This window comes from Pseudomonas koreensis (assembly GCF_025447595.1).
In the GTDB taxonomy this organism is placed as follows: domain Bacteria; phylum Pseudomonadota; class Gammaproteobacteria; order Pseudomonadales; family Pseudomonadaceae; genus Aquipseudomonas; species Aquipseudomonas koreensis_H.
In genome coordinates, this window is record NZ_JAOEJU010000001.1 from 466449 (window position 1) to 490830 (window position 24382).

A 24382-nucleotide genomic window follows, 5' to 3' on the forward strand; every position below is an offset into this window, starting at 1 on the left:
TGCATGGCAAGGCAGGGTTGACACACGGCGGGTCTGGCGTGATTAATCGGCTCGCAAGTTGTTTGTACGCTGTTGTTCCCTCCAATAATTATTCTGGAGCTTCAGATGTCTGCGCCACACGATCATGCTGTTTCGACCACGCTATCCCTTGATGACCTGACACGACTTCTGGAAACGATTTTTCAGCGCCACGGCACTTCGCCCGATGTCGCCCGTACGCTGGCCGCCAACTGCGCCGGTGCCGAACGCGATGGCGCGCACAGCCACGGGGTGTTCCGGATTCCCGGCTATGTCTCGACGCTCAAAAGCGGATGGGTAAACGGCCAAGCCGTACCGCAGGTCGAAGACGTCGCCTCAGGGTTTGTAAGGGTCGATGCAGGTAACGGGTTTGCCCAGCCGGCGCTCGCAGCGGCGCGTACGTTGCTGGTGGAAAAGGCACGCAGCGCCGGCATTGCGGTGTTGGCGATCCGCAATTCCCATCATTTCGCAGCCTTGTGGCCGGACGTAGAACCCTTCGCCGAAGAGGGACTGGTGGCATTGAGTGTGGTCAACAGCATGACCTGCGTGGTACCTCACGGTGCCGATCGGCCACTGTTCGGCACCAACCCGATCGCGTTTGCCGCGCCAAGGGCCGACGGAGCGCCCATCGTGTTCGACCTGGCGACCAGTGCAATCGCCCATGGCGATGTGCAGATTGCTGCGCGCAAAGGCGAGAAATTGCCGCCGGGCATGGGCGTGGACAGCCTCGGTCAGCCGACCTGCGATCCGAAGGCGATTCTTGAAGGCGGTGCATTGCTGCCGTTTGGCGGGCACAAAGGTTCGGCACTGTCGATGATGGTCGAGCTGCTGGCGGCCGCTCTGACGGGCGGCAATTTTTCGTTTGAGTTTGACTGGAAGAACCATCCAGGCGCGAAAACTCCCTGGACCGGTCAGTTGCTGATCGTCATCGACCCGAGCAAATCTGCCGGACAGGGTTTTGCCGAACGCAGTCAGGAGCTGGTGCGGCAGATGCACGGTGTCGGACTCAAGCGTCTGCCGGGAGATCGTCGGCATTTGCAGCGGGCCAAGTCTTCGGACGAAGGCATCGCGCTGGACGAACAGACCTTGGCGCAGTTGCGAGAACTGGCCGGACAGTGACTTTCACAGACATGAAAAAGGCGAGCCATCGGCTCGCCTTTTTTGCACGTGCTTAACGCCGACCGAGCAACAACCCCACCACCAGACCAAAACCGGCGGAGATCGCCACGGTCTGCCACGGGTGACCGCCAATGTAGCTTTCGGTGGCATCGACTGCCGGTTTGGTGCGATCGCGCACGCTGGACACCGAATCCAGTGCCTGCTGCAACTTCAGGGCGATCTGCCCGCGCAGGGTTTCCGCTTCCTCGCCGACCAGTGAGGCACTGCTTTTCAATAGTTTGTCCGACTCTTCGATCAGCGCCTGAAGTTCACTGAACGCTTGATCCTTGATTTGGTCTTCGGCGGCTTGCACGGCGGTTTTACGGGCCATTGGTTGACTCCTTGCTGGTGAATGGACAGTGAACAATGGAGTGTGGCGCGACTTGAAAAGTTGCAGCGATTTTCCATCCGGATCAAAAACCAGCGTCAGAGGTTTCCGTGCAGCGTGTAAGATGTCGCCATTTCATGCAGCAGGTAATTCCCGATGAGTTTCAATCTGGCCGACAAATCCCTCGCAGAGCGCGCCGCGCTGGAAGATGAAAAATCCCGACTGTTCGAACTCTGGCAGAACAATCTGGGCAAAGCCAAGGGCGAAGCCGCGCGGTTGTTCGGCGAGCGCTCCAAGCGCAAGGGCAAATGGGCCGAGTTCGTGCGCGCCGAACTGGACGGCATGTCGCCGCCGGAGTTTGCCAACATGGTGCGCAGTGAAGTCAATCGCCTGATGGCGGCCAACAAGTAATCACCCGGCCTTGAAACTGGCGCCAATCGCTTCGCGCACCGTCAGCACCACCGGATCGATCTGGGTGCTGGTGCGCCAGCCCAGCTCGATCGGGTAACGCGGCAGCGCCAGCGGGCAGGGCAGCAACGCCAGCCCGCTCATTGAGGCAATGGCCTGCGCCGCGTGGGTCGGAATGGTCGCCACCGCATCGCTGCCCTTGAGCAGGTGCGGCAACGCTGCGAAATGCGTGGTCGAGGCGCAGACCCGGCGACTGCGGCCCAGCGCCGCCAGCCCTTCATCGGTGATCCCGATAAAACCACCCGACGACACCAGCAGGTGCTCACGGGTGACGAATTCCTCCAGATCAATCTGCTGTTGGCCGGGCGCAAGGCTCGCCGGATCCACCAGACACGCGTAACCCCCTTCACCCAACACCTGACGGCTGAGCAGTCGCTCGGCAAATCCGCCGGCGGTGATTGCCAGATCGATGCTGCGCTCCATCAGCGCCCGGGCGACGATCTGGCTGTGGGTCTGGCGGAAAATCAGCCGCAGTTTCGGTGCGCGGCGGGCGATTTCCTCGATCAGCCGGCGGCCGTAAGCGATCTCGAAGTCATCCGAGAGTCCCACGGTGACCGAGCGTCCGTCGTAGTGATTGGCAGTCGGGTCGACCATGGCCAGGCTTTGCCGGCACTTGTTCAGCGCATCGCTGACCACCGGTTTTAACTGATTGGCCTTGAGCGTCGGCGCCAGCCCCCGACCGGTGCGCACGAACAATTGATCGCCATACACCTCGCGCAACCGCCGCAACGCTGCGCTGACCGCCGACTGGGTCACGCCCAGACGCAATGCCGCGCGGCTGGCGCTGGACTCTTCATGCAGGGCTTCGAAGACTTTCAGCAGGTTGAGGTCGACGGTCGCGATATTCATTTGGCTCATATCATTCAGCAGTGGATCGGTCTTTATTCATGATCCCGTGGCGCCGGAGAATGAGCAACACCTGAACTTCACGGAGTGACCGCCATGCCTAAATCAATCGTTGCCGCCCTGCAGATCGGCGCCTTGCCCGGTGGCAAGGCTGAAACCCTGGAACAGATCCTGAGCTGGGAAACCGCGATCATCGAGTCCGCCGCCGCGCTGGTGGTGATGCCCGAAGCGTTGCTCGGCGGTTACCCGAAAGGCGAGGGCTTCGGCACGCAACTGGGTTACCGCTTGCCGGAAGGCCGCGAGGCCTACGCCCGTTATTTCGCCAACGCCATCGACGTGCCGGGCGCGGAAACCGAAGCGCTGGCCGGTCTGTCGGCGCGCACCGGGGCCAACCTGGTGATCGGCGTGATCGAACGCGCCGGCAGCACCTTGCATTGCACCGCGCTGTATTTCGACCCACAGGCAGGTCTGGTAGCCAAGCACCGCAAACTGATGCCGACCGGCACCGAACGGCTGATCTGGGGCAAGGGCGACGGTTCGACGCTGCCGGTGCTCGACACTCAGGTCGGCAAGCTCGGCGCGGTGATCTGCTGGGAAAACATGATGCCGCTGATGCGCACGGCGATGTACGCCAAAGGTATTGAGGTCTGGTGTGCGCCGACTGTGGACGAGCGAGAGATGTGGCAGGTGAGCATGCGCCACATCGCCCATGAAGGGCGCTGCTTTGTGGTCAGCGCCTGTCAGGTGCAGGCCTCGCCGAATGAGTTGGGTGTGGAGATCGCCAACTGGCCGGGGAATCGACCGCTGATTGCCGGCGGCAGCGTGATCGTCGGGCCGATGGGCGACGTATTGGCCGGGCCGTTGCGCGGCGAGGCCGGGCTGCTCACCGCCGAAATCGACACCGAAGAACTGGTGCGCGCCCGCTACGACTACGACGTGGTCGGCCACTATGCACGGCCGGATGTGTTCGAGTTGAGCGTCGACGAGCGGGCCAAACCGGGTGTGCGTTTTCACACATAACCCTGTGGGAGCGAGCTTGCTCGCGAAGGCGATGTATCAGCCCCCCTTTAAGTCAACTGACACGGCCCTTTCGCGAGCAAGCTCGCTCCCACAATGGCTTTGGTGGATTACCAGGTGGCAGCACTGGCCCTGGGCAGGCTCAGCTTGCCAGTATCGACAAACCGCATCGTGCCGAACAACCCGCCGGCCAGTTTGCCGCGCAGCACATAGGGCAGGTTGTCGAGGGTTTGCGTCTGGCTCAGGCCCAATGTCTGGCGCAGAACCGAGAACGCGGAAATGCTCACCGGCACGCTGACAATGGTTTCGGAAAACCGTGGAATCGAGCCGGTCTGATCGCTCACACCCGACGCCAGCGAGTGACCGTTGACCTCCAGATCGAGCGCGATGCCGTTGTAGTCGATGGGCGTTTCGTTGGGGTTCTGCACCCGCAGCTTGATCGCGAAGCGCACTTCCAGATCCTGGCTCGGCAGGGGTTCGAGGCCGACCACGTTGATGTTCACCGGGTCGCGGTTGGGAAACAGCGCGCAGGCGCTGAGGGAGAGCAGAAACAGGGACAGGATGACGGCTTGGAGACGGCGCATTGATGCTCTCTCATTGAAAAAGGGCTGAACCGTTGCCGGTATCAGCCCTTTTTCATGGAGCGGACAGGATCAACGGTTCAACTGTGCGACAGCGGCCTTGGTTGCGGGTTCAGCTTTGGCCGGCAGGTCGGGGTTTTCCATGACCTGAAGGATAGAGGCTTCCGGGTCGAAGTCATCTTCTTCCAGTTCGATGAACTCTTCCGGCAGGAAGATATTCAGCACGATGGCACACAGCGCGCCGACGGTGATCGGCGATTCGAAGATGTTGCGCAGCGCCTGCGGCAGTTCGCGCAGCACTTCCGGCACGGCGGCAATGCCTAGGCCCATGCCCACGGAAATCGCCACGATCAGCATGTTGCGCCGATGCAGGCCGGCCTCGGCGAGGATCTTGATCCCGGCCACGGCCACGGTGCCGAACATCACCAACTCTGCGCCGCCGAGCACTGGTTTCGGCATCAGTTGCAGTACCGCGCCGATCATCGGGAACAGCCCCAGCAGCACCAACAGACCAGCGATGAAAAACGCCACGTAACGGCTGGCCACGCCGGTGAGCTGAATCACCCCGTTGTTCTGGGCGAAGGTCACCATCGGCATGCTGTTGAATACAGCGGCCATGGCCGAGTTGAGGCCATCGGCGAGCAGACCGGACTTGATCCGGCGGATGTACAGCGGGCCTTTCACCGGTTGCCGGGAAATCATCGAGTTGGCGGTCAGGTCACCGGCAGCTTCCAGCGGCGACACCAGGAAAATCACCGCCACCGGCACGAACGCCACCCAGTCGAAGTTGAAACCGTACTTGAACGGTACCGGCACGCTGACCACCGGCACTTCGGGCAGGTTGGCGAAGTCCACGGTGCCCATCAGCCACGCGACCACGTAGCCGAGGGTCAGGCCGATGACGATCGCGCCCAGACGCAGGAACGGCACGTCGACCCGGTTCAGCACCACGATGGTGCCGAGCACCAGCGCCGCCAGAAATACATGGCTGGCTGCGCCCAGATCCGCCGCACCGAAGCCGCCGGCAATGTCGGTCATTGCCACTTTGATCAGCGACAGGCCCATCAGGGTGATGATGGTGCCGGTCACCACCGGGGTGATCAGCATGCGCAATTTGCCGATGAACTGGCTCAACACCACTTCGATGAACGCGGCAAAGAAGCACACGCCGAAGATCGTCGACAGGATCTCATCGGTGCCGCCGCCCCGGGCCTTGACCATGAAACCGGCGCTGAGAATCACGCTGATAAAGGAAAAACTGGTGCCTTGCAGGCACAGCAGCCCCGAACCGACCGGGCCGAAGCGCTTGGCCTGGACGAAAGTGCCGAGGCCGGAAACGAACAGCGCCATGCTGATCAGGTACGGAATTTCGCTTTGCAGACCGAGGGCGCCGCCCATGATCAGGGTCGGGGTGATGATGCCGACGAAGCTGGCCAGCACGTGTTGCAGGGCGGCAAACACCGTTGCGGTGAAGTGCGGACGGTCGTTGAGGCCGTAGATCAGATCGTTGTTGCGCGGGGCTTTTTCAGAGACGGTCATGGTGGTGTGCGTGCCGCAATGCGGGGCCGGGTCGGAAAATGGGTGCGCAGGATGCCGTAAGCGAGGGGCGAGGGCAACGCATTAAAACTGCCCAAAAGGTCAGGTTCGACCAAAGGCGCAGAGCAAATCCTGCTCAAAGGCTTTCTGTGCATCTCCCGGCACCTGCGCCCGATGCCGGGCCAGATGGAATGCCACGTCAAAACTCAACTCCCCTTCGCGAACCGGTCGCAACAGGCCCTTGTCTTGCCATTGGCGGGCGTAATGGTTGGGCAGATATCCGACGTGCTTGCCGGACAGAATGAAGGCGAGGGTGCCTTCGACCTGTTCCGAGCGCGCCGAGCAGACCTTGCCCTGAAACGGCTCGTCACTGCGCAGGAAGCGATAGGGGTGATCGACCCGGTCACACGCCTGCAACGCCGCTTCATCGGGGGCATCGTTGGTGAACAGCGGATGGCCGGGCGCGCAATACAGATGCTGGGTTTCGCTGAACAGCTCGCGGTAGTCGAACGCGCTCTGCACCTGGGAGAAATAACCGATGGCCAAGTCCAGCCGCTGTTGCAGCAGCAGGCGCTCCATTTCGCCGGGCATGGCGCTGATCAGCTCGATGCGTACCGATTCGTCCCGCTCGCGAAACCGCCGGATCGCATCCGCCACCCGTTGCAGCACCGATTGATCGACCGCCTCCGACAGACCCAGCCGCACCTCACCGATCAGGCGCCCGGCGACGCCGTTGGATTGATGGCGGAAGGTTTCGATCGAATCAAACAGGCTGCGAGCGGCAATCAGCAGTTGCTCGCCTTTGGGAGTGAGGCCGAAACCGCCCTTGCCACGGTTGCACACCCGATAGCCGAGACGCGTCTCAAGCTTGGCCATCTGCTGGCTGATGCTCGACTGGCTCAGACCCAGCTCACCCTGCGCGGCGCTGAAACCGTTGGATTCGACCACGCCGAGAAAAAGCCGGAGAAGCTGAAGATCGACATCGTGGAGCTGACCGAGCATCACATTACTCCGGGTTAAAGTCAGGTTAACAAACTTGATATTTTTCGAATGTATCCGACGGCGCATCCTGCCACCACTTCCTTCGGTCAGGTGTTCGTCATGGCTCCCGTCTTCAAGCTGTGTTTGCCCGCTTTGTTGCTTAGCGTTTCCATCGCCACCCAGGCCGAAGAGAAAACGCTCAATCTCTACAGCTGGGCCGATTACGTGGCGCCTGAAACCTTGCAGCGCTTCGAAAAGGAAACCGGCATCCACGTGCGCTACGACACGTTCGATACGTCCGAGGTGCTGGAAACCAAATTGCTCACCGGCGGCAGCGGTTACGACGTGGTGGTGCCGTCGTCCAGCGTGCTGGCCCGTGGTCTGGCGGCTGGAGCGCTCAAGGAAATCCCCCACGAAGGGCTCAAGGGCTACGCCAATCTCGATCCGGATCTGCTGGAAAAACTGGCGGCGGTCGACCCCGGCAACCGCTACGGCGTGCCTTACACCTGGGGCACGCTGGGGCTGGGCATGAACGTCGAGGCAGTCAAACAGCGGCTGCCGGATGTGCCGCTCAACAGTCTTGATCTGCTGTTCAAGCCCGAATACGCCAGCAAGCTCAAGGATTGCGGAATCGCCATTCTCGATTCACCGCAGGAAGTGATCGGCCTCGCGCTGCACTATCTCGGTAAAGATCCCTACAGCACCGACAAGACCGATCTGGCCGCCGCTGAAGCCTTGTTGCAGAAGTTGCAGCCCTCGGTGCTGTATGTCGCCACCGGCCGGCAGATCAACGATCTGGCCAACGGCAGCGTCTGCCTGGCGCTGACCTACAACGGTGACGCGAGCATGGCCGCCGATCAGGCACGCAAGGCCAACAAGCCGTTTGAGGTCGCTTACCGGATTCCCAAGGAAGGCACGCTGGTGTGGCAGGACAACCTCGCCATCCCGAAAGACGCGCCGCACCCGGAAGCCGCACGCACCTTCATCGAATTCATGTTGCGCCCCGAATCCGTGGCGGCGCTGACCAACACGCTGTTCTTCGCCACCGCCAACCAGGCCGCCACACCGTTGGTGGATGAGGCGGTGCGCAACGATCCGGACATTTACCCGAAACCCGACGTGCGCGAGCGGCTGTACGCCGATCACAGCATGAGCCTCAAGGACATGCGCCAGCGCACACGCTTGTGGACCACTTTCCGTAGCCGCCAATAGCCCTTCATAACAACAGGAACACATCGATGGACGTGCCCATGCAAAACGATCAGGCCCTGACCCGTGACAGCCTTTTCGGCACCGCAGCCGAAAGCACCTACGCCGGGATCACCAGTTTCATGCGCCGGCGCTACAGCCGCGACCTGCGCGGCGTGGATGTGGCGGTCAGCGGTGTGCCGTTCGACACCGCCACCAGCAACCGTCCGGGCGCACGTTTCGGGCCGCGCGGGATTCGTGCGGCGTCCACCGGGATTGCCTGGGAACGGCACTGGCCATGGGCGTTTGACCCGTTCGATCATCTGGCGGTGATCGATTACGGCGATTGCGACTTCGATTACGGCTCGCCGCACACCATCCCGGAAAGTATCGAGGCCCACGCCGAGCACATCCTCAGCTCCGGCAGCGCGATGCTCACCTTTGGCGGCGACCACTTCATCAGTTATCCGCTGCTCAAGGCCCATGCGCGCAAGCACGGCACGCTGTCGCTGATCCACTTCGATGCCCACAGCGACACCTGGCCGGACGAGGGCGGCAAGCGGGTCGATCACGGCACCATGTTCTGGCACGCGGCGCGGGAAGGGCTGGTGGATCCGGCGCGTTCGGTGCAGATCGGTTTGCGCACCACCAATGATGATCATCAGGGCTTTCAGGTGCTGGACGCGCGGCAGGTTCATCGGCGTGGCTGCGAAGCGATCGTCGAGGCCATTCGCGCGCGGGTCGGCGACAACCCGGTGTACCTGACATTCGACATCGATTGCCTGGATCCGGCCTTCGCGCCGGGCACCGGCACCCCGGTGTGCGGGGGCCTAAGCACGGTGCAGGCGCTGGAGATCCTTGGCGGCCTGCGCGGGATCAATCTGGTGGGCATGGACGTGGTGGAAGTGGCGCCGGCCTATGACCATGCAGACGTGACGTCGCTGGCGGCGGCAACCCTGGCCATGGAGATGCTTTGCCTGTACGCCGCACGCCACAAAGTTGATAGGTAGCCAGCCACAACATAACCCGTGGGAGCGAGTCTGCTCGCAAGGCGTCCGTTCAGCCGACATCATCGTTGCCTGTCACACCGCTTTCGCGAGCAGGCTCGCTCCCACATTGCTCCTGTCATGTTCTGACACCAGGCTCTGCTAAGCTCCGGCAAATTTTTGCCCGGAGCCGCACACCGTGTCGCGAACCACTCGACTGTTGACCCTGCTGCAAGTGCTGCGCGGCAAGAAACGCCCGGTGACCGCCGCGACGCTGGCGTCCGAGCTGGAAATCTCCGAGCGCACGCTCTATCGCGATATCGCCGAACTGACCGCACTCGGGGCGCCAATCCATGGTGAGGCGGGTATCGGTTATGTGCTGCGCAGTGGTCTGTTTCTGCCACCGCTGATGCTCAACGCTGATGAGACCGAAGCCATCGTGCTGGGCCTGCGTTATGTCGATCAGCGCGGTGACGAGGTCCTGAGCAAAGCCGCCGCCGACGCGTTGGCGAAAATCGCGGCAGTGCTGGACCCGCAGGCCCAGGAAGCGCTGCGCAATCCGACCGTCATGCCCGGGCCGCCGGGTTACGGCTTTCCGCAAAACGCGGTGCCATTGAACGTTTTCCGTCACGCGATCCGCGATCAGGCCAAGCTGCACATCGATTACGCCGATGCGCAGCAGGTGCAAAGCCAGCGCTTGATCTGGCCGCTGGCGCTGGGCTTTCTCAATGAGGTGCGGATCATTGTGGCGTGGTGTGAGTTGCGCGGCGCCTATCGCACCTTTCGCACCGACCGGATTGCCGCCGCCAGCCTGCAGGGCGAGCGCTATCCGGGGCGGCGCAGCGACCTGTTGCGCACCTGGCAGCGGCAGATGCAACTGGACGAAAACGGACGTTTCACTCCTGACAGGAACTGACGCAGGGCTGTTCTAGGATGGCGACAGAACCCGAAAAAAGGAGCTGTAATCATGTTCCATCCCACCTCGATACTCGCCCCGGCCATCGTTGAGTACATCAACGCCGCCAATGCTCGCGATACGTCCCGGGTCGGCAGTTTTTTTGCCGAGGATGCCCATGTGTTCGACGAAGGTCATCATCAGGTCGGCCCGCAGGCCATCGCCAACTGGATGCAAGACACCGCCCAGCGCTATCAGCCACGGGTCGAAGTGCTCGGCGTCCAGCAGCGCACCGGCAAAGTGCTGGTGCAAGGGCTGATCTCCGGAACGTTTCCCGGCAGCCCGCTGGAGCTGCGCTACACGTTCCGGCTCAACGAACAGGGCAAAATCGCTCGACTGGATATTTCCCTGTAGCCATCGTGGCATACTGCCGCGCATGACTTTCGACTCCCCCCTGAGCGCCTGGCAATACGCCGTCGACCACAAGGGCTTCATCCAGGATGAAGCCCAGGAACACGCGGTCTGGGCCTTGCAAAAATGCCATGAAGCCCTGCACGCCGGTGCCCGTTCGGTCACTGGCGTTTACCTGTGGGGCCCGGTCGGACGCGGCAAGACCTGGCTGATGGACCAGTTTCATCAAAGTCTGCGGGTGCCGGCGCGGCGACAACACTTTCATCACTTCATGGGCTGGGTACACCAGCGCTCCTTTCAGTTGACCGGGATCGCCGATCCATTACGAGCGTTGGCCCGTGAACTGGCGGCCGAGGTGCGGGTGCTGTGTTTCGACGAGTTGTTCGTTAATGACATCGGTGACGCGATCATTCTCGGGCGGCTGTTTCAGGTGATGTTCGATGAAGGCGTGGTGGTGGTCTGCACCTCCAACCTGCCGCCGGATCAGCTGTATGCCGACGGCTTCAATCGCGATCGCTTCCTGCCGGCAATCACCGCGATCAAACAGCACATGCAAGTGGTCGCGGTGAATGGTGCGGAAGATCACCGTTTGCATCCCGGCGCCATCGAGCAACGCTATTGGGTTGCATCTCCGGGGCAGGGGAGCGCGCTGAGCCAGGTGTTCGACGCATTGGCTGCCGGGCAAACCGTCAGTGCCGAACCGGTGCCGGTCGGTTACCGCGCCCTCAATGTGGTGCAGGCCAGCGATTCGGTGCTGTGGTGCCGTTACGCCGACCTGTGCGAGCAACCGTTCGCTGCCATGGATTTCATCGCGCTGTGCGACACCTATCGGGCTATCCTGTTGAGCGAGGTGCCGAACCTCAGCGCGAAAAAACGCGAAGGGCGGATCGCCCGTGGCACCGAGGATGGCGCGGAGCGGGTGGTGGCCGGCGATCGCGAATTACCGCAACTGTCGGTGCACGACGACGGTGTGCGCCGCTTTATCGCGCTGGTCGACGAGTGCTACGACCGCAAGGTGCCGCTGTACATCGAGGCCGAAGTGCCGATGGACGCGCTGTACACCGAGGGCTACCTGGAATTCCCGTTCCGCCGGACCCTCAGCCGCTTGCAGGAGATGCAGCTGCAACGCTTCGCCGAAACCTGAAACACGGAGGGCGCGACATGACTCAGCCACTGTCCCACCATTTGCTGACCATGGCCTACCAGAACGCCTGGACCAACCATCGACTGGCCAAGGCCTGGAGCCAGCTCGATGACGCGCAGCTGGCCGCGCCACGGGTCAGTTTCTTCCCGAGCATTCGCCTGACCCTCAATCACATCCTCACCTGCGACTGGTTCTACGTCGACGCGCTGGAACGCGAGTTGCGCGGTGACGAACCGCATCCCGATTGCTACGTGTTTTTCAACGCTGACGAGCCCTTCACCGAAGCGCATGCCTTGCGCCGTGAGCAGGCACATGTCGACCGCCGCTTGATCGCCTATTGCGAGCAATTGCGCGATGCCGAACTGGGGCGCATCGTCACCATCGCCCGCGACACGCCGCAGCACGACAGCCGTCTGCGGATGATTTCGCACCTCTTTGAACACCAGATCCACCACCGTGGCCAGGTCCACGCGATGCTCAGCGGTACCTCAGTGAAACCGCCGCAACTGGACGAGTTTTTCTGTGCCGGCGAGTCCGGGTTGCGAGCCGAGGATTTCGCCGAACTGGGCTGGACCGAAGAGCTCATATGGGGTCACTGAAAGCGCCGGGTTGTCGCCGGGACCTGCCTCGCGCTAAGGTCGTCGAGCCTATCAGTGCGTATCAAACGCGCCGGGGCCCCGTGCGATCGAGGAAGGAAATGGATTCCGCAGAAATTCTTGTGCTTCAAGCCAGTTTCACCAACCCGGTGCATGCCGAGGCCATCGGTGTGGTGCTCAATCACTACGCCGAAGACCCGATGGGGGGCGGCCATCCAATTGCCCCCGAACTGTTGCAGCAACTGCCTGCAGAATTGGCCAAGCGGCCCCATGCGTTCAGCGTCCTGGCGTTTGTCGGTGGTGAACCGGCAGGGCTGGTGAACTGCTTTGAAGGTTTTTCCACGTTTGCCTGCAAGCCGCTGGTCAACGTGCACGACGTGTCCGTGGTGACGAAGTTTCGCGGCTTGGGGTTGAGTCAGAAGATGCTGCGCAAGGTCGAGGACATCGCCCGTCAGCGCGGTTGCTGCAAGATCACTCTGGAAGTGCTCGAAGGCAACGCTGTGGCGCAAAATTCCTACGCCAAATTCGGCTTCGCGCCGGGCATGTTCGATCCGGGTCACGGGCGCATGCTGTTCTGGATCAAGGATTTGCAGGCATAAAAAAGGCGCCCGGAAAGGGCGCCCAACTGTCATCTGCGGGGCCAGAGCGGAGCCATCGCAGGTCCATCGGTAAAGCGTTCGCTCAAGGGCGATAGGACTCGGTGACCTGGGCGGTCTGGTCGTCCGGAACCTTGAGTTCGTTGATCTTTGCCTCAGCCTGCTGGCTCTGTGCGGAGTGGACCGGGAAGTTCGCCCAGTAATGTCTCATGCGCTCGGCGCCGCCTTCGGCGAATGCGCTGGCGGATGCGAGGGTGAGTAGACCGGCAAGGATTGCAGTCGTGGTTTTCATGGTGCCTCCTACGAAAAATGTCGGAGCCGTTCGTCCATGAATCTAAGCCTCGGGGCGCAGTGTCGACCGAGGGCATTAACAAGGGGTTAACGCTCGTTCAGTTTAGGTTTTACCAAGTGTTTCCACGGCGTATCGGACGAACGCTGCACGCGCGATGGCGCGTGCAGGTCGCAAGGGAAGGGCGTCAGAGTTTCCAGTCGAGGCTCAGCGTGACGGTGCGTGGATCGCCCCAGAACACGCCGTTGTAGAAGCCGACGTTGTCGTAATACTTCTTGTCGAACAGGTTGTCGACGTTGAGGGACGCCGACAGGTGCTTGTCGAACTCGTAACGCGACATCAGCTTGACCACCGTGTAGGCGTCCTGACTGATTCGAGCGCGCTCGGTGATGATCCGGCCGTTGGCACCGCGTCCGACCGGGCGATTCGAGTTGCCGTAAATGTCGCTCTGCCAGTTCGCTGCGCCGCCCACGGTCAGCGCACTCCAGTTGCCCGGCAGGCGATACGTGGTGGAGAGACGGAACAGGTTCAACGGCTGGTTGGTATTGCTGCGGTGTTTTTCGCCATTGAGCGAGTGGGTGTAGGTGTAGCCGGCGGTCATGTTCCATCCTTCGAGGAGTTCGCCCGAAACCTCGGCTTCGAAACCATTGACCTTGTTGCCCTTGCCACCGGATTTGTAGAACTCTTCCTGGGTCACCGGATCCGGCGGGACTGAATCATCCACTTCGGCGACGTTGTCCTGTTTACTCCAGAAAATGGCCGTGGCCAGATTCAGGCGTTCGTCCAGCAGACCGCCCTTGAGCCCGATTTCATAGTTGCTGCCGACGATCGGCTCAATGAATTTGCGATTGGCGTCGCGGTAGGTCTGCGGTTTGAAGATATCGGTGTAACTGGCGTAAACGGTGTATTCCGGCGTCAGGTCGTACAGCAGGCCGGCGTAGGGCGTCCACATGTCGTTGTGCTGCTGACGGCTGGCATCGACGCTTTCCAGCTGAAGGTTGTCGTCAAAGGTGTTGGCCGTCTTCGACGCTTTCCAGCTGCCGTAGCGGGTGCCGAGTACCGCGTGCAACTCGTCGGTCAGGCTCAGGCGGGTGGCCAGGTAGCCGGCCTTTTGTCGTGTGCTGTCTTTCGAGCCGGTAAGTCCGGTCACGGTGTCGGGGAATTTAGCGATATCGCCCATGTACTTCCAGTCACGAATCGTGCTGTAACCGCGCGGGATTGTCCCGTCAATCGTGTAGGGCGAGCTGGAGCTGCGTTCGGCTTCGCCATAACCGATCATCATCTGATGCTCACGCCCCAGCAACGAGTAAGGGCCGGACAGGTTGAGGTCGTACGCCTTCATCCGTTGCGGGCCGATCATGTGCGAGGTGTAGGCGGTCATGCCGCTACGATCGGGCTCGGGAAAACCGGCGCCGGCGTAGTAGACCTTGCCGTCGGTGTCGCTCTTGCGGTGGGTGTAGGCGGCTTTCAAGTGCCAGTCGCCCGCCAGGGCCTGGTCGAGGGTGGCGAACGCGGTCTTGTCCCGCAGCGGCCACGAGCTCCAGGACGTCGCCATGTTGGTCGAACGTCCCAGGCTTGCCTTGCTGCCATCGGCGTTCCAGTACGGCAAGGTGCCCCAGGAGGAGCCTTGCACCTGTTTGTCCTGATAGTCGTAACCGACCGCCAGTACCGTGGAGTCGGTCAGATCCGCTTCGAGGATGCCGTAGCCGACTTCCCGTTGCAGGGCGTATTTGTCGCGAAACGATCCCTGGTCACGGTAGGCCAGCACGCTGCGCCCGCGCAGGCGTCCGTCGAAGGCCAGCGGGCCGCCGACATCGACATAGCTGTAGTAGTCGTCATAGCTGCCGCCGCTGGCACCCGCCTGCGCCTGCCATTGTGCGGTCGGACGTTTGCGCACCATGTTGATGGTCGCCGACGGGTCGCCTGCGCCGGTAGTGAGCCCCGTCGCACCGCGAACCACTTCGATGCGGTCGTAGATGATGGTGTCCGAGTCGGACTTCATGTACTGGAAGGTGTTGAGCATCCCGTCGATCTGGAAATTGTTGATCGGGTAACCACGGGAGGAATAGCTGACCCGGTCCGAGTCGTTGTGCTGCACCACGACACCGGTGGTCTGGCTCATGGCCTCGGACAATGTACCGAGCTTGAAATCATCCATCTGTTGACGGGTGACCACGGACACCGATTGCGGGGTTTCCTTGATCGACAGCTTCAGCCGGGTGGCAGTACTCATCGCCCCGGTGGTGTAGGACCCGGTGTTTTCGGTGGTGTTGCCAAGGCCCTGGGCGGTGACGCTGGTAGACGCCAGCTCCAGTGCCGGCGCGGCGGGGGATGACTGTTTTTCTGTGTCGGTTTCAGCCAGCAGATCCGGGCTGAATGCAACACTGCACAGGCCCAGCGTGAGGGTCATGGAACGGGTAATGGGCGCGAACATCGCAGCCGACTCCTTGTCTTCGAGGGGAAAATTCCTTTGGTTCAAAGACGAAGCGTGGCCACGGGATTTAGTAACAAACGAGAAATATTGTCATTTAAAGGTGTTGCATCGAGATGAAAAAAAGGGCCGTTTCCGGCCCTTTTTCTGGTTATTGCTGCACCACCTCTGGGGCCGTGCCGGCGGGTTTCTTGGGTTTCATCAGGCTGAAGTCGATCAGCGCTCGCTGTTCGCGTTCATAGGGGTTGCCGATCAATAGCGGACGCGGTTTGAAGCTGTCGCTGACCAGACTCTTGGTGCGGTCGAGTTCATCGAAGCTCAAACCGGCCAGGTCCGCCCAGGTGTGGATCAGCTGCGAGCTGCTGTACGGCCGGCTCAGATCCCCGGCGAAGCTCCAGTCGTGGGTTTCACGCCACTTCGGCGAGGCCCAGGCCATGAACGGAATGGTATACATCGGTGCGGTCGGCTTGTTTTCGTTACGGCCCAACGTGCTGTGGCCCACCGAGTCGAACACGTCTTCACCGTGATCGGAGAGGTACAGCAGGAAACCGTTCGGATCGGATTTGGCGTAGTCCTTGATCAGGCTCGAGACCACGAAATCGTTGTACAGCACTGCGTTGTCGTAGCTGTTGTAGGTCGGCACCTGGTCGTCACGCACGCCGGCCGGAACACCGTTGCGATCCTGAAACTTGTCAAAGCTCGGCGGATAACGGTACTGGTAGCTCATGTGCGTGCCGAGCAGATGCACGACGATCAGTTTGCGCGGCGCCGCGTCGGCCAGCGCTTTGTTGAACGGCTCGATCACGTCACCGTCGTACTGGGCGGCGTTCTGGTTGCGGTTGTTGTTCAGGTACACCTGCTCGTCGGCCTGTTCGGAAAAGGTCGTGAGCATGGTGTTGCGCTTGGTCATGGTCTGCTGGTTGGTAATCCAGAAGGTCTTGTAGCCGGCCTGTTTCATCATGCTGACCAGCGACGGCGTGGACAGGTACAGATCCGGGTTTTCTTCGTCAGCGAAGGTCAACACCTGTTGCAGCGCTTCAATGGTGTACGGGCGCGGGGTGATGACGTTGTCGAACACCGACAGCTGATCCTTGAGCTTGTCCAGCTCCGGCGTGGTTTTACGCGGGTAACCGTAGAGGCTCATGCGCTGGCGGTTGGTGGATTCGCCGATCACCAGCACCAGGGTCGCAGGCTGATTGGCGCCCGCGTCCTTGAGGTTGTGCAGTGGCGGGATCTTGCTTGCGCTGTGCAACATGCCCTGCATTTCACTGAGTGTGTCGAGGTAGCGGTGATAGGCCACCGCCATCTGCCATGGCACGGCGGGTTCGATGCGGGTTTCGAATTTTTCGAAGCCCCCGGCGAAACTGCCGGTACGCATCGTCTGTTTGACCAGCGGATAACCAACCACGGCCACCAGAATCGCCATGGCGGCGACGAACGCACGGCCACGGGGCATGTAAACCGGGCGCAGGCGGGTCCACAGGAAATACGCGAACGCGGTGTGTGCGAGGAACGCCGGGATCATCCACCAAGCGAAGTACTGGGTCATGTACTCGCCGGCTTCGGACACGTTCGACTCGAACATGATGAAGATGACGCTCTGGGAGAATTCCTGCTGATAGATGAAGAAGTAACCCAGGCTGGCCATCGAGCAGGCCCACAGCACCACACCGATCAGCGCGGCGAGCAATCGGGTGCGTTTAGGAAACAGCAGCATCGGCGCCAGCCACACGGCGCTCATCACGAAGGCCTGGCGAAATCCGGTAAAGCCCGAAGTGCCGGTCAGCTGGATCAGCAGTTGCGTAATGCCGGAAAAATACCAGAAGAAAACGAACAGCCAGATGAAGCCGGCCCAGTCGAAACCTGTCGCAGGCGTATTGCTGCGTTTGAACACTGCCATTCAGCACTCCAGCTCAATCGTCACATCCACCGCCGGATTACTTCATGAACGAGCGCATGAAAGCCGACGAACGGAGGCCGCGCGCAAACACGCACGACGGGAAAGCGCGGGAGTATCAACAAGCGAATGTGAAAACTTTGTTAGTTGCCGGAAAAGGCCGGGGGTGCAGCATGTCGGGAACAGCAGGGGCCGCTCCCGAATCGGGCAGGGGATATCAGGCGCTTGGCGAACGCTGTACGCGTGGCAAGGGTTGCGGTTGAACACCCTGGGTCAGCAGACGCAATTGAGCGAGTTCCTGCTTGAGCTGATCGCGTTCGTCTTTCAATTGACGCAGTTCATCGCGACGGATCGTGACGTACAGGGTTTGTGGCGGCATTGCTGTGTGTACTGTGCCCATTGCTCACCTCGCAAATGGCGTGTCTCAACTGCAGATCAGCCCCGATTTCGAGCCTTGACCTGCTATCGGCGCCAATTCTGGTTTCTTTTGCTCGTGAATGGAACTTTTTTATTTTTCATGGTCGTTGTGTCTTCGGCACGTTTCCCGACGTTATCAGTCTGGATCGGGCACAATGCCCGGAAACTTCATGCCAACGCTCTGGACTAACCTCCATCAGCCACGTTGGGCTATACCTTTGACACACCTTTATTTGTAGTAAGGAGCATCAGCACATGCAACTCGGGATTATTGGACTGGGCCGCATGGGCGGCAATATTGCACGGCGTCTGATGCTCAACGGTCACACCACCGTTGTTTACGACCGCAATACCGCCTTTGTCGACACCCTGGCCGCCGAGGGCTCTACCGGCGTCGCCGATCTGCCTGCGCTGGTCGCAGGTCTGGCCAAGCCGCGTGCCGTGTGGGTCATGCTGCCGGCCGGCGCACCGACCGAAGACACCATCGAAACCCTGAGCACGCTGCTCGAGGCGGGCGACACCATCATCGATGGCGGCAACACCAACTATAAGGACGACATCCGCCGGGCCAAGACCCTGGCCGAGAAAGGCCTGCACTACATCGACGTCGGCACCTCCGGCGGCGTCTGGGGCCTGGAGCGCGGTTACTGCATGATGATCGGCGGCGATGCGGAGACCGTTAAGCGTCTGGACCCGCTGTTCGCCGCTCTGGCGCCGGGCATGGGCGACATCCCGCGCACCAAGGACCGCAAGTCCGATGATCATCGCGCCGAACACGGCTACATCCATGCAGGTCCCGCCGGTGCCGGTCACTTCGTGAAGATGATCCACAACGGTATCGAGTACGGGATGATGGCGGCCTTCGCCGAAGGCTTCGACATCCTCAAGACCAAGTCCAGCGAGCTTCTGCCGGAAGATCAGCGTTTCGACCTGAACGTGGCCGACATCGCCGAAGTCTGGCGTCGTGGCAGCGTGGTGTCGTCGTGGCTGCTCGATCTGACCGCCGATGCCCTGGCGGTCGACCCGAAACTCGACGGTTTCTCCGGCTCCGTGGCCGACAGCGGCGAAGGTCAATGGACCATCGAAGCAGCCATGGAACAAAAGGTACCGGTACCGGTGCTGTCCAACTCGCTGTTCTCGCGCTACCGCTCGCGCGGCCAGGGCACTTTCGGCGACAAGATTCTTTCGGCCCAGCGCTTCGGCTTCGGCGGCCACGTGGAGACACCGAAGAAATGACCCATACGATCCGCAGGAAATCCAAGGCAGAACCCGCACCACCGACCACGCTGTTTTTGTTCGGTGCCCACGGTGATCTGGTCAAGCGCCTGCTCATGCCGGCGCTGTACAACCTGAGTCGCGACGGCCTGCTGGATGATGGCCTGCGGATCGTCGGCGTTGACCACAACGCCATTACCGATGAAGCCTTCGCGCAAAAGCTCGAAGACTTCATCCGCACTGAAGTGGCGGCGAAAGTCGGCAAGGGCGATCAGATCCTTGATCCGGCCTTGTGGGCCAAGCTCGCCAAAGGTATCAGCTACGTCCAGGGCGACTTCCTGGACGACAGCACTTATTCAGCCCTGGCGGCGAAAATCGCCGACAGCGGCACCGGCAATGCGGTGTTCTACCTGGCCACCGCGCCACGTTTCTTCAGCGAAGTGGTGCGCCGTCTCGGCAGCGCCGGGCTACTCGAAGAAACCCCGGAAGCCTTCAGAAGGGTGGTGATCGAAAAACCGTTCGGCTCGGACCTGCAGACCGCCGAGGCGTTGAACGCCTGCCTGCTCAAGGTCATGTCGGAAAAGCAGATCTACCGGATCGATCACTATCTGGGCAAGGAAACCGTGCAGAACATTCTGGTCAGCCGGTTCTCCAACAGCCTGTTCGAAGCGTTCTGGAACAATCACTACATCGACCACGTGCAGATCACCGCCGCCGAAACCGTCGGCGTCGAAACCCGTGGCAGTTTCTACGAACACACCGGCGCCCTGCGGGACATGGTGCCCAATCACCTGTTCCAGTTGCTGGCCATGGTCGCGATGGAGCCGCCGGCCGCGTTTGGCGCCGATGCGGTGCGGGGCGAGAAGGCCAAAGTAGTCGGTGCGATCCGGCCCTGGACCACCGAAGAAGCACGGGAAAACTCGGTGCGCGGTCAGTACAGCGCCGGTGAAGTCGCTGGCAAACCGGTGGTCGGATATCGCGGTGAGAACAACGTCTCGCCCGAAAGCACCACGGAAACCTACGTGGCGCTGAAAGTGATGATCGACAACTGGCGCTGGGTCGGCGTGCCGTTCTACCTGCGCACCGGCAAGCGCATGAGCGTGCGCGACACCGAGATCGTCATCTGCTTCAAACCGGCGCCGTATGCGCAGTTCCGGGATACCGAAGTCGACGAATTGCAGCCGACCTACCTGCGTATCCAGATCCAGCCCAACGAAGGCATGTGGTTTGACCTGCTGGCCAAACGGCCGGGGCCGGCGCTGAACATGGCCAATATCGAGCTGGGGTTCGCCTACAAGGATTTTTTCGAAATGCAGCCGTCCACCGGCTATGAAACCCTGATCTACGACTGCCTGACCGGTGACCAGACGCTGTTCCAGCGCGCTGACAACATCGAGAACGGCTGGCGTGCGGTGCAGCCGTTCCTCGACGCCTGGCAACAGGACGCGAGTGTGCAGGCTTATGTCGCAGGCGAAGACGGGCCGAAAGCTGCCGATGATCTGCTGACTCGCGATGGTCGCGTCTGGCATGGTCTCGGATGAGCGAGCCGATCCGTTTTTTGCTGAGTGACATGGACGGCACGTTGTTGCTGCCCGATCACAGCCTGAGCCAGCGCACGATTGATGCGGTTGGTGCGCTACGCGAGGCAGGCGTGTTGTTTAGCCTCGCCACCGGGCGTCCACCCAAAGCCATGCTGCAGCAGATCGAAGCCTTGGGTGTTGATCTGCCGACAGCGGCGTTCAATGGCGGGACGATCGTCAATCCGGACGGCAGCATTCTGGTTGCTCATTATCTGCCGGCCACGGCAGCGCTGACCGCACTGGCACTGTTCGCCGATCAGCCGGACGTCGAAATCTGGGTGTTCAGCGGTGGCGACTGGCTGCTCAAGGATCCGCACGGGCCGATGGTGCCGCGCGAGCAGCACGGGCTGGGTTATCCGCCGGTGGTGGTGGAGAGCTTCGAGCCGTATCTGGAGCGTATCGACAAGATCGTGGCCACCAGCAACAACACTCAACTGCTGATCGAACTGGAGGCGCGTTTGCTGCCGAAGGTTGAAGGACAGGCGCAGGTGTCACGCTCGCAGCCGGTGTATCTGGACGTGACGGCGGTGGAGGCCAACAAGGGGACGGCGCTGGCAACGCTGGCCGAGCATCTGGGTGTGCCGCTGGCGCAGACCGCTGCGATTGGCGATGGCGGCAATGATCCGGCGATGTTCCATGTTGCCGGGTTGTCGATCGCCATGGGGCAGGCCGAGGACGCGGTGAAGCGTCAGGCCGACGTGGTGACCGGGCGAAACACCGAGGATGGTGTGGCGCAAGCGATCGAAAAGTACATCTTGCCGCGCTGATCGAGGCATAAAAAACGGGAGCCCCAAGGCTCCCGTTGTTGTTTCTACAGCCAGTAACTTACGGCGTACCAGCCGAGCAATCCCATCACTACGGTGTAAGGCAGCGCCATCCATACCATCCGCCCGTAGGACAAGCGCACCAGCGGCGCAATCGCCGACGTCAACAGAAACAGAAACGCTGCCTGACCATTGGGCGTCGCCACGCTTGGCAGGTTGGTGCCGGTGTTGATCGCAATCGCCAGCGTCTCGAAATGCTCGCGGCTCATGTGCCCGGACAGGAACGCCTGTTTCACTTCGGTGATGTAGATCGTGGCGACGAACACGTTGTCGCTGATCGCCGACAATAATCCATTGGCGATGAACAGCATCCCCGGCTGCTGATCGGCCGGCAGCGTCAGCACCCACTGGATCAGCGGAGCGAACAGTTGCTGGTCATGAATCACCGCCACCACGGCGAAGAACACCACCAGCAGCGAAGTGAATGGCATCGCATCCTTGAATGCGTTGCCCAGACGGTGCTCGTCGGTGATACCCGTGAACGCAGTGATCAGGACGATCACCATCAGACCGATCAGGCCGACTTCCGCGATATGGAAAGCCAGCCCGGCAATCAGGATCAGCGCCGCAGCGCCCTGCACCAGCAGCGCGGCGCGTTGGCGTGGTGTGCGTTCGGCGTTGTCTTCGGCCGCGTAGTTGGCCAGCACGGCACGTACGTTATCCGGCAGCAGCGTGCCGTAACCGAACCAGCGCAGTTTCTCCAGCAGCAGGCAGGTCACCAGTCCCGCGACCAGAACCGGCAACGAAACCGGTGCGACCTTCTGGAAAAACTCCGCAAAATGCCAACCCATTTCATGGCCGATCAGCAGGTTCTGTGGTTCACCGACCAAGGTGCAGACGCCGCCCAATGCCGTGCCGACAGCGCCGTGCATCAACAGGCTGCGCAGGAAGGAGCGAAACTGTTCCAGGTCTTCGTGATGCAATTGCGGCAAATGCTGGTCGTCGCTGAACTCACTGTCCTGGCGCGGATCGTTGCCGGAGGCCACCCGGTGGTAAACCGAATAGAAGCCTACGGCGGCGCTGATGATCACTGCGGTCACGGTCAGTGCGTCAAGAAACGCCGAGAGAAACGCCGACAAAAAGCAGAACATCAGGGCCAGCAGTGCCTTTGAACGCACGCCCAGCAACAGACGCGAGAACAGGAACAGCAGCAGGTCTTTCATGAAGTAGATGCCGGCGACCATGAACATCAGCAGCAGAATCACCGGAAAGTTGTGCTGCAACTCTTCGTACAGGGCCTGGGGCGTGGTCATTTTCAGCAGCAGCGCTTCGATCAGCAGCAAGCCGCCGGGCATCAGCGGGTAGCACTTGAGCGCCATGGCCAGGGTGAAAATGAATTCGATCACCAGCAGCCAGCCGGCAGCGACCGGGCCGATGGTCCATAGCACCAGCGCGTTGAGAATCAGGAACCCGACAATGCACGCCTTGTACCAGCGGGGCGAATGCCCGAGAAAATTGTGCGCGAACGCCTGGGCCATCGAACCGGACATCGGTTGCTCCTTGTTTTAAGAAGCGCGCAAGTTGCCGTAAGCGATGGGCAAGATCAAGTGCAGGAACATTCGCATCAGTGATTCAGATAACGCGCGACCACGGCGCGGTAGTTGCCATCCAGCGAATAACCGCCCACCAGAATTTCGCCATCCGTTTGTATCGCCACTGAAGTGGCGGTATCGAGGCTGCGGCCCAGCCGCGTACGCAACCAGCCATTTCCGGAACCGAAGCTTCGGTCAAGGCTGCCGTTGGCCAGATAGCGGGCGACGATAAAGTCGGCTTCAACTCCGCCGATCGTCGCGCCGACCGCCGTGATGCGCCCGTCCGGCATCAATTGCGCCGCGCTCCACTGGCAGCCGCTGGGGCCGATTTCCAGCAGGTGTGGCTGACCACCATTGCAGTGCAGGTCGGGGCGACCGTTGCCATGAACAGACTGCACCATGCACTGAATCGGATCGCGACTGCTGCCAAAACAATGCAGATGCTCTGCCGATCCGATGACTTGATTGACCAAGGCACTGTGCCCCTGGACTTTGAAAGCCAGGAAACCGTCCACCGCAAAACGTTCGTCGAGCCGCCCGTCCGGCAGGTAGCGGGCGAGCAGGCCTTCCTGAGGAAAGTCGATTGAGCCGGCTACCACGACTCTTCCGTCTCGTTGCAGCAGCAGACCACTGAGCCAGGTATTGAGCAGCAAGTGGCGAACCATGACGAAGCCGCGGCCGTTGAAAGATGGGTCAAGGCCGCCATCGGGTCTGAGGCGAATCAGCATGCCAACGTGATCGGCCAGTTCGAAGTGATGGTTGGCGATCAGCAGGATATGTCCGTCCGGTTGCACCGCGACATCGCAGGCTTCGGCGCCAGGAACGCCTGGCGGTAGCCAGGCGTCGCGGGTGCCCATGGAAAGGTCGCCGGGCAGGTCGACAATTTGCCGGCCGTTGTCACCAAAATCCGGGTCAGGTCGGCCCTGAGCATCGAAAAGCGCCAGGGCGGGCAGGGTGCGGTGTTCCGATTCATAGTGCAGGCCCGCCAGCAGAATTCGTCCATCGGGCAAGACCTGAACCTTGCTGCCGGTGGCTTCGAAACCGGTGGCGAACCGGCCGATCACGCTGCCCTGAAAACCGAAACCCAGATCCGCCGAGCCGTCCTCGAGCAGGCGGGCCAGCCCGAAACGGCTGCCTTGAGCAGTGCCCACCTTGGCGGCAACCAGAATCCGGCCTTGCGCATCGAGCGCCACGCTCTGGGTCAGGCTGGACGTACTGCCAGCGAAGTAAACCTGCGCCACACCGTTGCTGGAAAAGGTCTTGTCGAGTTGTCCGGGGTTATTCGCTAGCGCCGGCAGCGCTATAGCGATCTGGGATGACATGCATGCTTCTCCTTGCGAGTCGACCGATTTCCGGGAAACGGAACGGGTAACTGCATGAGCGAAACATTCAATCCCTGAATACGCACAAGTACAACTGACAGAACTAACAGGTGGAGGGTCGCACTG

24 protein-coding genes are annotated in these 24382 nt (G+C 61.2%); 13 read left to right on the forward strand and 11 right to left on the reverse strand.

The window, feature by feature from the left end:
- Positions 1 to 105 precede the first annotated feature (105 nt).
- Positions 106 to 1137, forward strand: coding sequence for an Ldh family oxidoreductase (locus tag N8H71_RS01995; protein WP_262192546.1), 1032 nt, complete (start codon positions 106 to 108; stop codon positions 1135 to 1137).
- Between the two features lie 52 nt (positions 1138 to 1189).
- Here the strand turns inward: N8H71_RS01995 and N8H71_RS02000 are convergent, their stop codons facing one another.
- Complete coding sequence (locus N8H71_RS02000; protein WP_085731107.1) at positions 1190 to 1507, reverse strand: DUF883 family protein; 318 nt, start codon at positions 1505 to 1507, stop codon at positions 1190 to 1192.
- A gap of 153 nt (positions 1508 to 1660) precedes the next feature.
- Here N8H71_RS02000 and N8H71_RS02005 point away from each other — a divergent pair, with 153 nt between their 5' ends.
- Positions 1661 to 1915 (forward strand): hypothetical protein, encoded by a 255-nt coding sequence (locus tag N8H71_RS02005; RefSeq protein ID WP_007957535.1) that lies wholly within the window; start codon positions 1661 to 1663, stop codon positions 1913 to 1915.
- Here N8H71_RS02005 and N8H71_RS02010 read toward each other — a convergent pair whose 3' ends face one another.
- Complete coding sequence (locus N8H71_RS02010; RefSeq protein ID WP_262192551.1) at positions 1916 to 2830, reverse strand: LysR family transcriptional regulator; 915 nt, start codon at positions 2828 to 2830, stop codon at positions 1916 to 1918.
- Between the two features lie 84 nt (positions 2831 to 2914).
- Here N8H71_RS02010 and N8H71_RS02015 point away from each other — a divergent pair, with 84 nt between their 5' ends.
- The gene (locus tag N8H71_RS02015; RefSeq protein WP_262192553.1) at positions 2915 to 3838 is read left to right on the forward strand and encodes a carbon-nitrogen hydrolase family protein; all 924 of its coding nucleotides are present in this window, start codon (positions 2915 to 2917) and stop codon (positions 3836 to 3838) included.
- Positions 3839 to 3945: 107 nt separating this feature from the next.
- Here the strand turns inward: N8H71_RS02015 and N8H71_RS02020 are convergent, their stop codons facing one another.
- The 3 genes from N8H71_RS02020 to N8H71_RS02030 form a co-directional block, all read right to left on the reverse strand.
- Positions 3946 to 4419, reverse strand: a complete 474-nt coding sequence (locus N8H71_RS02020) for an LEA type 2 family protein (RefSeq protein ID WP_262192554.1) — start codon at positions 4417 to 4419, stop codon at positions 3946 to 3948.
- Positions 4420 to 4488: 69 nt separating this feature from the next.
- Positions 4489 to 5955 (reverse strand): nucleobase:cation symporter-2 family protein, encoded by a 1467-nt coding sequence (locus N8H71_RS02025; RefSeq protein ID WP_011333989.1) that lies wholly within the window; start codon positions 5953 to 5955, stop codon positions 4489 to 4491.
- A gap of 99 nt (positions 5956 to 6054) precedes the next feature.
- The gene (locus tag N8H71_RS02030) at positions 6055 to 6954 is read right to left on the reverse strand and encodes a LysR family transcriptional regulator (protein WP_262192556.1); all 900 of its coding nucleotides are present in this window, start codon (positions 6952 to 6954) and stop codon (positions 6055 to 6057) included.
- 99 nt (positions 6955 to 7053) lie between these two features.
- Here N8H71_RS02030 and N8H71_RS02035 point away from each other — a divergent pair, with 99 nt between their 5' ends.
- The 7 genes from N8H71_RS02035 (at position 7054) to N8H71_RS02065 (ending at position 12752) form a co-directional block, all read left to right on the forward strand.
- Positions 7054 to 8145, forward strand: coding sequence for a polyamine ABC transporter substrate-binding protein (locus N8H71_RS02035; RefSeq protein ID WP_262192557.1), 1092 nt, complete (start codon positions 7054 to 7056; stop codon positions 8143 to 8145).
- A 26-nt stretch (positions 8146 to 8171) separates the two neighbouring features.
- The gene (gene speB / locus N8H71_RS02040) at positions 8172 to 9131 is read left to right on the forward strand and encodes an agmatinase (protein ID WP_262192558.1); all 960 of its coding nucleotides are present in this window, start codon (positions 8172 to 8174) and stop codon (positions 9129 to 9131) included.
- Between the two features lie 175 nt (positions 9132 to 9306).
- On the forward strand, positions 9307 to 10023 hold the full coding sequence (locus N8H71_RS02045) for a helix-turn-helix transcriptional regulator (protein ID WP_115077845.1): 717 nt from the start codon (positions 9307 to 9309) through the stop codon (positions 10021 to 10023).
- Between the two features lie 51 nt (positions 10024 to 10074).
- Complete coding sequence (locus tag N8H71_RS02050) at positions 10075 to 10416, forward strand: nuclear transport factor 2 family protein (RefSeq protein ID WP_007957516.1); 342 nt, start codon at positions 10075 to 10077, stop codon at positions 10414 to 10416.
- A gap of 22 nt (positions 10417 to 10438) precedes the next feature.
- Positions 10439 to 11557 carry a cell division protein ZapE gene (zapE, locus tag N8H71_RS02055; protein ID WP_262192559.1) on the forward strand — a complete coding sequence of 373 codons (1119 nt, stop codon included), beginning with the start codon at positions 10439 to 10441 and terminating at the stop codon, positions 11555 to 11557.
- A 17-nt stretch (positions 11558 to 11574) separates the two neighbouring features.
- A complete protein-coding gene (locus N8H71_RS02060; protein WP_262192560.1) occupies positions 11575 to 12156 on the forward strand; it encodes a DinB family protein in 582 nt (193 codons plus the stop codon).
- A 98-nt stretch (positions 12157 to 12254) separates the two neighbouring features.
- Positions 12255 to 12752, forward strand: coding sequence for a GNAT family N-acetyltransferase (locus tag N8H71_RS02065; RefSeq protein WP_262192561.1), 498 nt, complete (start codon positions 12255 to 12257; stop codon positions 12750 to 12752).
- A gap of 82 nt (positions 12753 to 12834) precedes the next feature.
- On the opposite strand, the gene N8H71_RS02070 is transcribed toward N8H71_RS02065, so the two are convergent.
- From N8H71_RS02070 to N8H71_RS02085, 4 genes are all read right to left on the reverse strand, one after another.
- Positions 12835 to 13041 carry a hypothetical protein gene (locus N8H71_RS02070; protein ID WP_262192562.1) on the reverse strand — a complete coding sequence of 69 codons (207 nt, stop codon included), beginning with the start codon at positions 13039 to 13041 and terminating at the stop codon, positions 12835 to 12837.
- A gap of 184 nt (positions 13042 to 13225) precedes the next feature.
- Positions 13226 to 15472: a TonB-dependent siderophore receptor gene (locus N8H71_RS02075; RefSeq protein ID WP_262192564.1), complete on the reverse strand. Its 2247-nt coding sequence runs from the start codon at positions 15470 to 15472 to the stop codon at positions 13226 to 13228.
- A 148-nt stretch (positions 15473 to 15620) separates the two neighbouring features.
- The gene (locus tag N8H71_RS02080; protein ID WP_262192566.1) at positions 15621 to 17369 is read right to left on the reverse strand and encodes a phosphoethanolamine transferase CptA; all 1749 of its coding nucleotides are present in this window, start codon (positions 17367 to 17369) and stop codon (positions 15621 to 15623) included.
- Positions 17370 to 17583: 214 nt separating this feature from the next.
- Positions 17584 to 17766, reverse strand: a complete 183-nt coding sequence (locus N8H71_RS02085) for a DUF6026 family protein (protein WP_262192568.1) — start codon at positions 17764 to 17766, stop codon at positions 17584 to 17586.
- Between the two features lie 272 nt (positions 17767 to 18038).
- Between N8H71_RS02085 and gnd the strand changes: the two genes are divergently transcribed.
- The 3 genes from gnd to N8H71_RS02100 are packed head-to-tail and all read left to right on the forward strand — an operon-like array spanning position 18039 to position 21345.
- The gene (gene gnd / locus N8H71_RS02090) at positions 18039 to 19019 is read left to right on the forward strand and encodes a phosphogluconate dehydrogenase (NAD(+)-dependent, decarboxylating) (RefSeq protein ID WP_221614707.1); all 981 of its coding nucleotides are present in this window, start codon (positions 18039 to 18041) and stop codon (positions 19017 to 19019) included.
- Entirely contained in the window at positions 19016 to 20539 is a 1524-nt protein-coding gene (gene zwf, locus N8H71_RS02095; protein WP_262192570.1) for a glucose-6-phosphate dehydrogenase, read from the forward strand. The genes gnd and zwf overlap by 4 nt, the downstream gene beginning before the upstream one ends.
- Positions 20536 to 21345, forward strand: a complete 810-nt coding sequence (locus N8H71_RS02100) for an HAD family hydrolase (RefSeq protein ID WP_262192571.1) — start codon at positions 20536 to 20538, stop codon at positions 21343 to 21345. Before zwf ends, N8H71_RS02100 begins: the two co-directional genes overlap by 4 nt.
- A 44-nt stretch (positions 21346 to 21389) precedes the next feature.
- On the opposite strand, the gene nhaB is transcribed toward N8H71_RS02100, so the two are convergent.
- The gene (gene nhaB, locus N8H71_RS02105; protein WP_262192572.1) at positions 21390 to 22892 is read right to left on the reverse strand and encodes a sodium/proton antiporter NhaB; all 1503 of its coding nucleotides are present in this window, start codon (positions 22890 to 22892) and stop codon (positions 21390 to 21392) included.
- A gap of 74 nt (positions 22893 to 22966) precedes the next feature.
- The gene (locus N8H71_RS02110; RefSeq protein ID WP_262192574.1) at positions 22967 to 24256 is read right to left on the reverse strand and encodes a hypothetical protein; all 1290 of its coding nucleotides are present in this window, start codon (positions 24254 to 24256) and stop codon (positions 22967 to 22969) included.
- Between the last annotated feature and the right edge of the window lie 126 nt (positions 24257 to 24382).

Excerpts from the sequence above, each read along its gene's own strand:
- N8H71_RS02010 (WP_262192551.1), bottom strand. The coding sequence starts at position 2,830 with ATGAGCCAAATGAATATCGCGACCGTCGACCTCAACCTGCTGAAAGTC.
- N8H71_RS01995 (WP_262192546.1), top strand. The coding sequence starts at position 106 with ATGTCTGCGCCACACGATCATGCTGTTTCGACCACGCTATCCCTTGAT.
- N8H71_RS02015 (WP_262192553.1), top strand. The coding sequence starts at position 2,915 with ATGCCTAAATCAATCGTTGCCGCCCTGCAGATCGGCGCCTTGCCCGGT.
- speB (WP_262192558.1), top strand. The coding sequence starts at position 8,172 with ATGGACGTGCCCATGCAAAACGATCAGGCCCTGACCCGTGACAGCCTT.
- N8H71_RS02030 (WP_262192556.1), bottom strand. The coding sequence starts at position 6,954 with ATGCTCGGTCAGCTCCACGATGTCGATCTTCAGCTTCTCCGGCTTTTT.
- N8H71_RS02025 (WP_011333989.1), bottom strand. The coding sequence starts at position 5,955 with ATGACCGTCTCTGAAAAAGCCCCGCGCAACAACGATCTGATCTACGGC.
- N8H71_RS02080 (WP_262192566.1), bottom strand. The coding sequence starts at position 17,369 with ATGGCAGTGTTCAAACGCAGCAATACGCCTGCGACAGGTTTCGACTGG.
- zapE (WP_262192559.1), top strand. The coding sequence starts at position 10,439 with ATGACTTTCGACTCCCCCCTGAGCGCCTGGCAATACGCCGTCGACCAC.
- gnd (WP_221614707.1), top strand. The coding sequence starts at position 18,039 with ATGCAACTCGGGATTATTGGACTGGGCCGCATGGGCGGCAATATTGCA.
- N8H71_RS02060 (WP_262192560.1), top strand. The coding sequence starts at position 11,575 with ATGACTCAGCCACTGTCCCACCATTTGCTGACCATGGCCTACCAGAAC.
- N8H71_RS02070 (WP_262192562.1), bottom strand. The coding sequence starts at position 13,041 with ATGAAAACCACGACTGCAATCCTTGCCGGTCTACTCACCCTCGCATCC.
- N8H71_RS02035 (WP_262192557.1), top strand. The coding sequence starts at position 7,054 with ATGGCTCCCGTCTTCAAGCTGTGTTTGCCCGCTTTGTTGCTTAGCGTT.
- N8H71_RS02065 (WP_262192561.1), top strand. The coding sequence starts at position 12,255 with ATGGATTCCGCAGAAATTCTTGTGCTTCAAGCCAGTTTCACCAACCCG.
- N8H71_RS02000 (WP_085731107.1), bottom strand. The coding sequence starts at position 1,507 with ATGGCCCGTAAAACCGCCGTGCAAGCCGCCGAAGACCAAATCAAGGAT.
- N8H71_RS02005 (WP_007957535.1), top strand. The coding sequence starts at position 1,661 with ATGAGTTTCAATCTGGCCGACAAATCCCTCGCAGAGCGCGCCGCGCTG.
- N8H71_RS02050 (WP_007957516.1), top strand. The coding sequence starts at position 10,075 with ATGTTCCATCCCACCTCGATACTCGCCCCGGCCATCGTTGAGTACATC.
- N8H71_RS02075 (WP_262192564.1), bottom strand. The coding sequence starts at position 15,472 with ATGTTCGCGCCCATTACCCGTTCCATGACCCTCACGCTGGGCCTGTGC.
- N8H71_RS02110 (WP_262192574.1), bottom strand. The coding sequence starts at position 24,256 with ATGTCATCCCAGATCGCTATAGCGCTGCCGGCGCTAGCGAATAACCCC.
- N8H71_RS02020 (WP_262192554.1), bottom strand. The coding sequence starts at position 4,419 with ATGCGCCGTCTCCAAGCCGTCATCCTGTCCCTGTTTCTGCTCTCCCTC.
- N8H71_RS02085 (WP_262192568.1), bottom strand. The coding sequence starts at position 17,766 with ATGGGCACAGTACACACAGCAATGCCGCCACAAACCCTGTACGTCACG.
- zwf (WP_262192570.1), top strand. The coding sequence starts at position 19,016 with ATGACCCATACGATCCGCAGGAAATCCAAGGCAGAACCCGCACCACCG.
- nhaB (WP_262192572.1), bottom strand. The coding sequence starts at position 22,892 with ATGTCCGGTTCGATGGCCCAGGCGTTCGCGCACAATTTTCTCGGGCAT.
- N8H71_RS02100 (WP_262192571.1), top strand. The coding sequence starts at position 20,536 with ATGAGCGAGCCGATCCGTTTTTTGCTGAGTGACATGGACGGCACGTTG.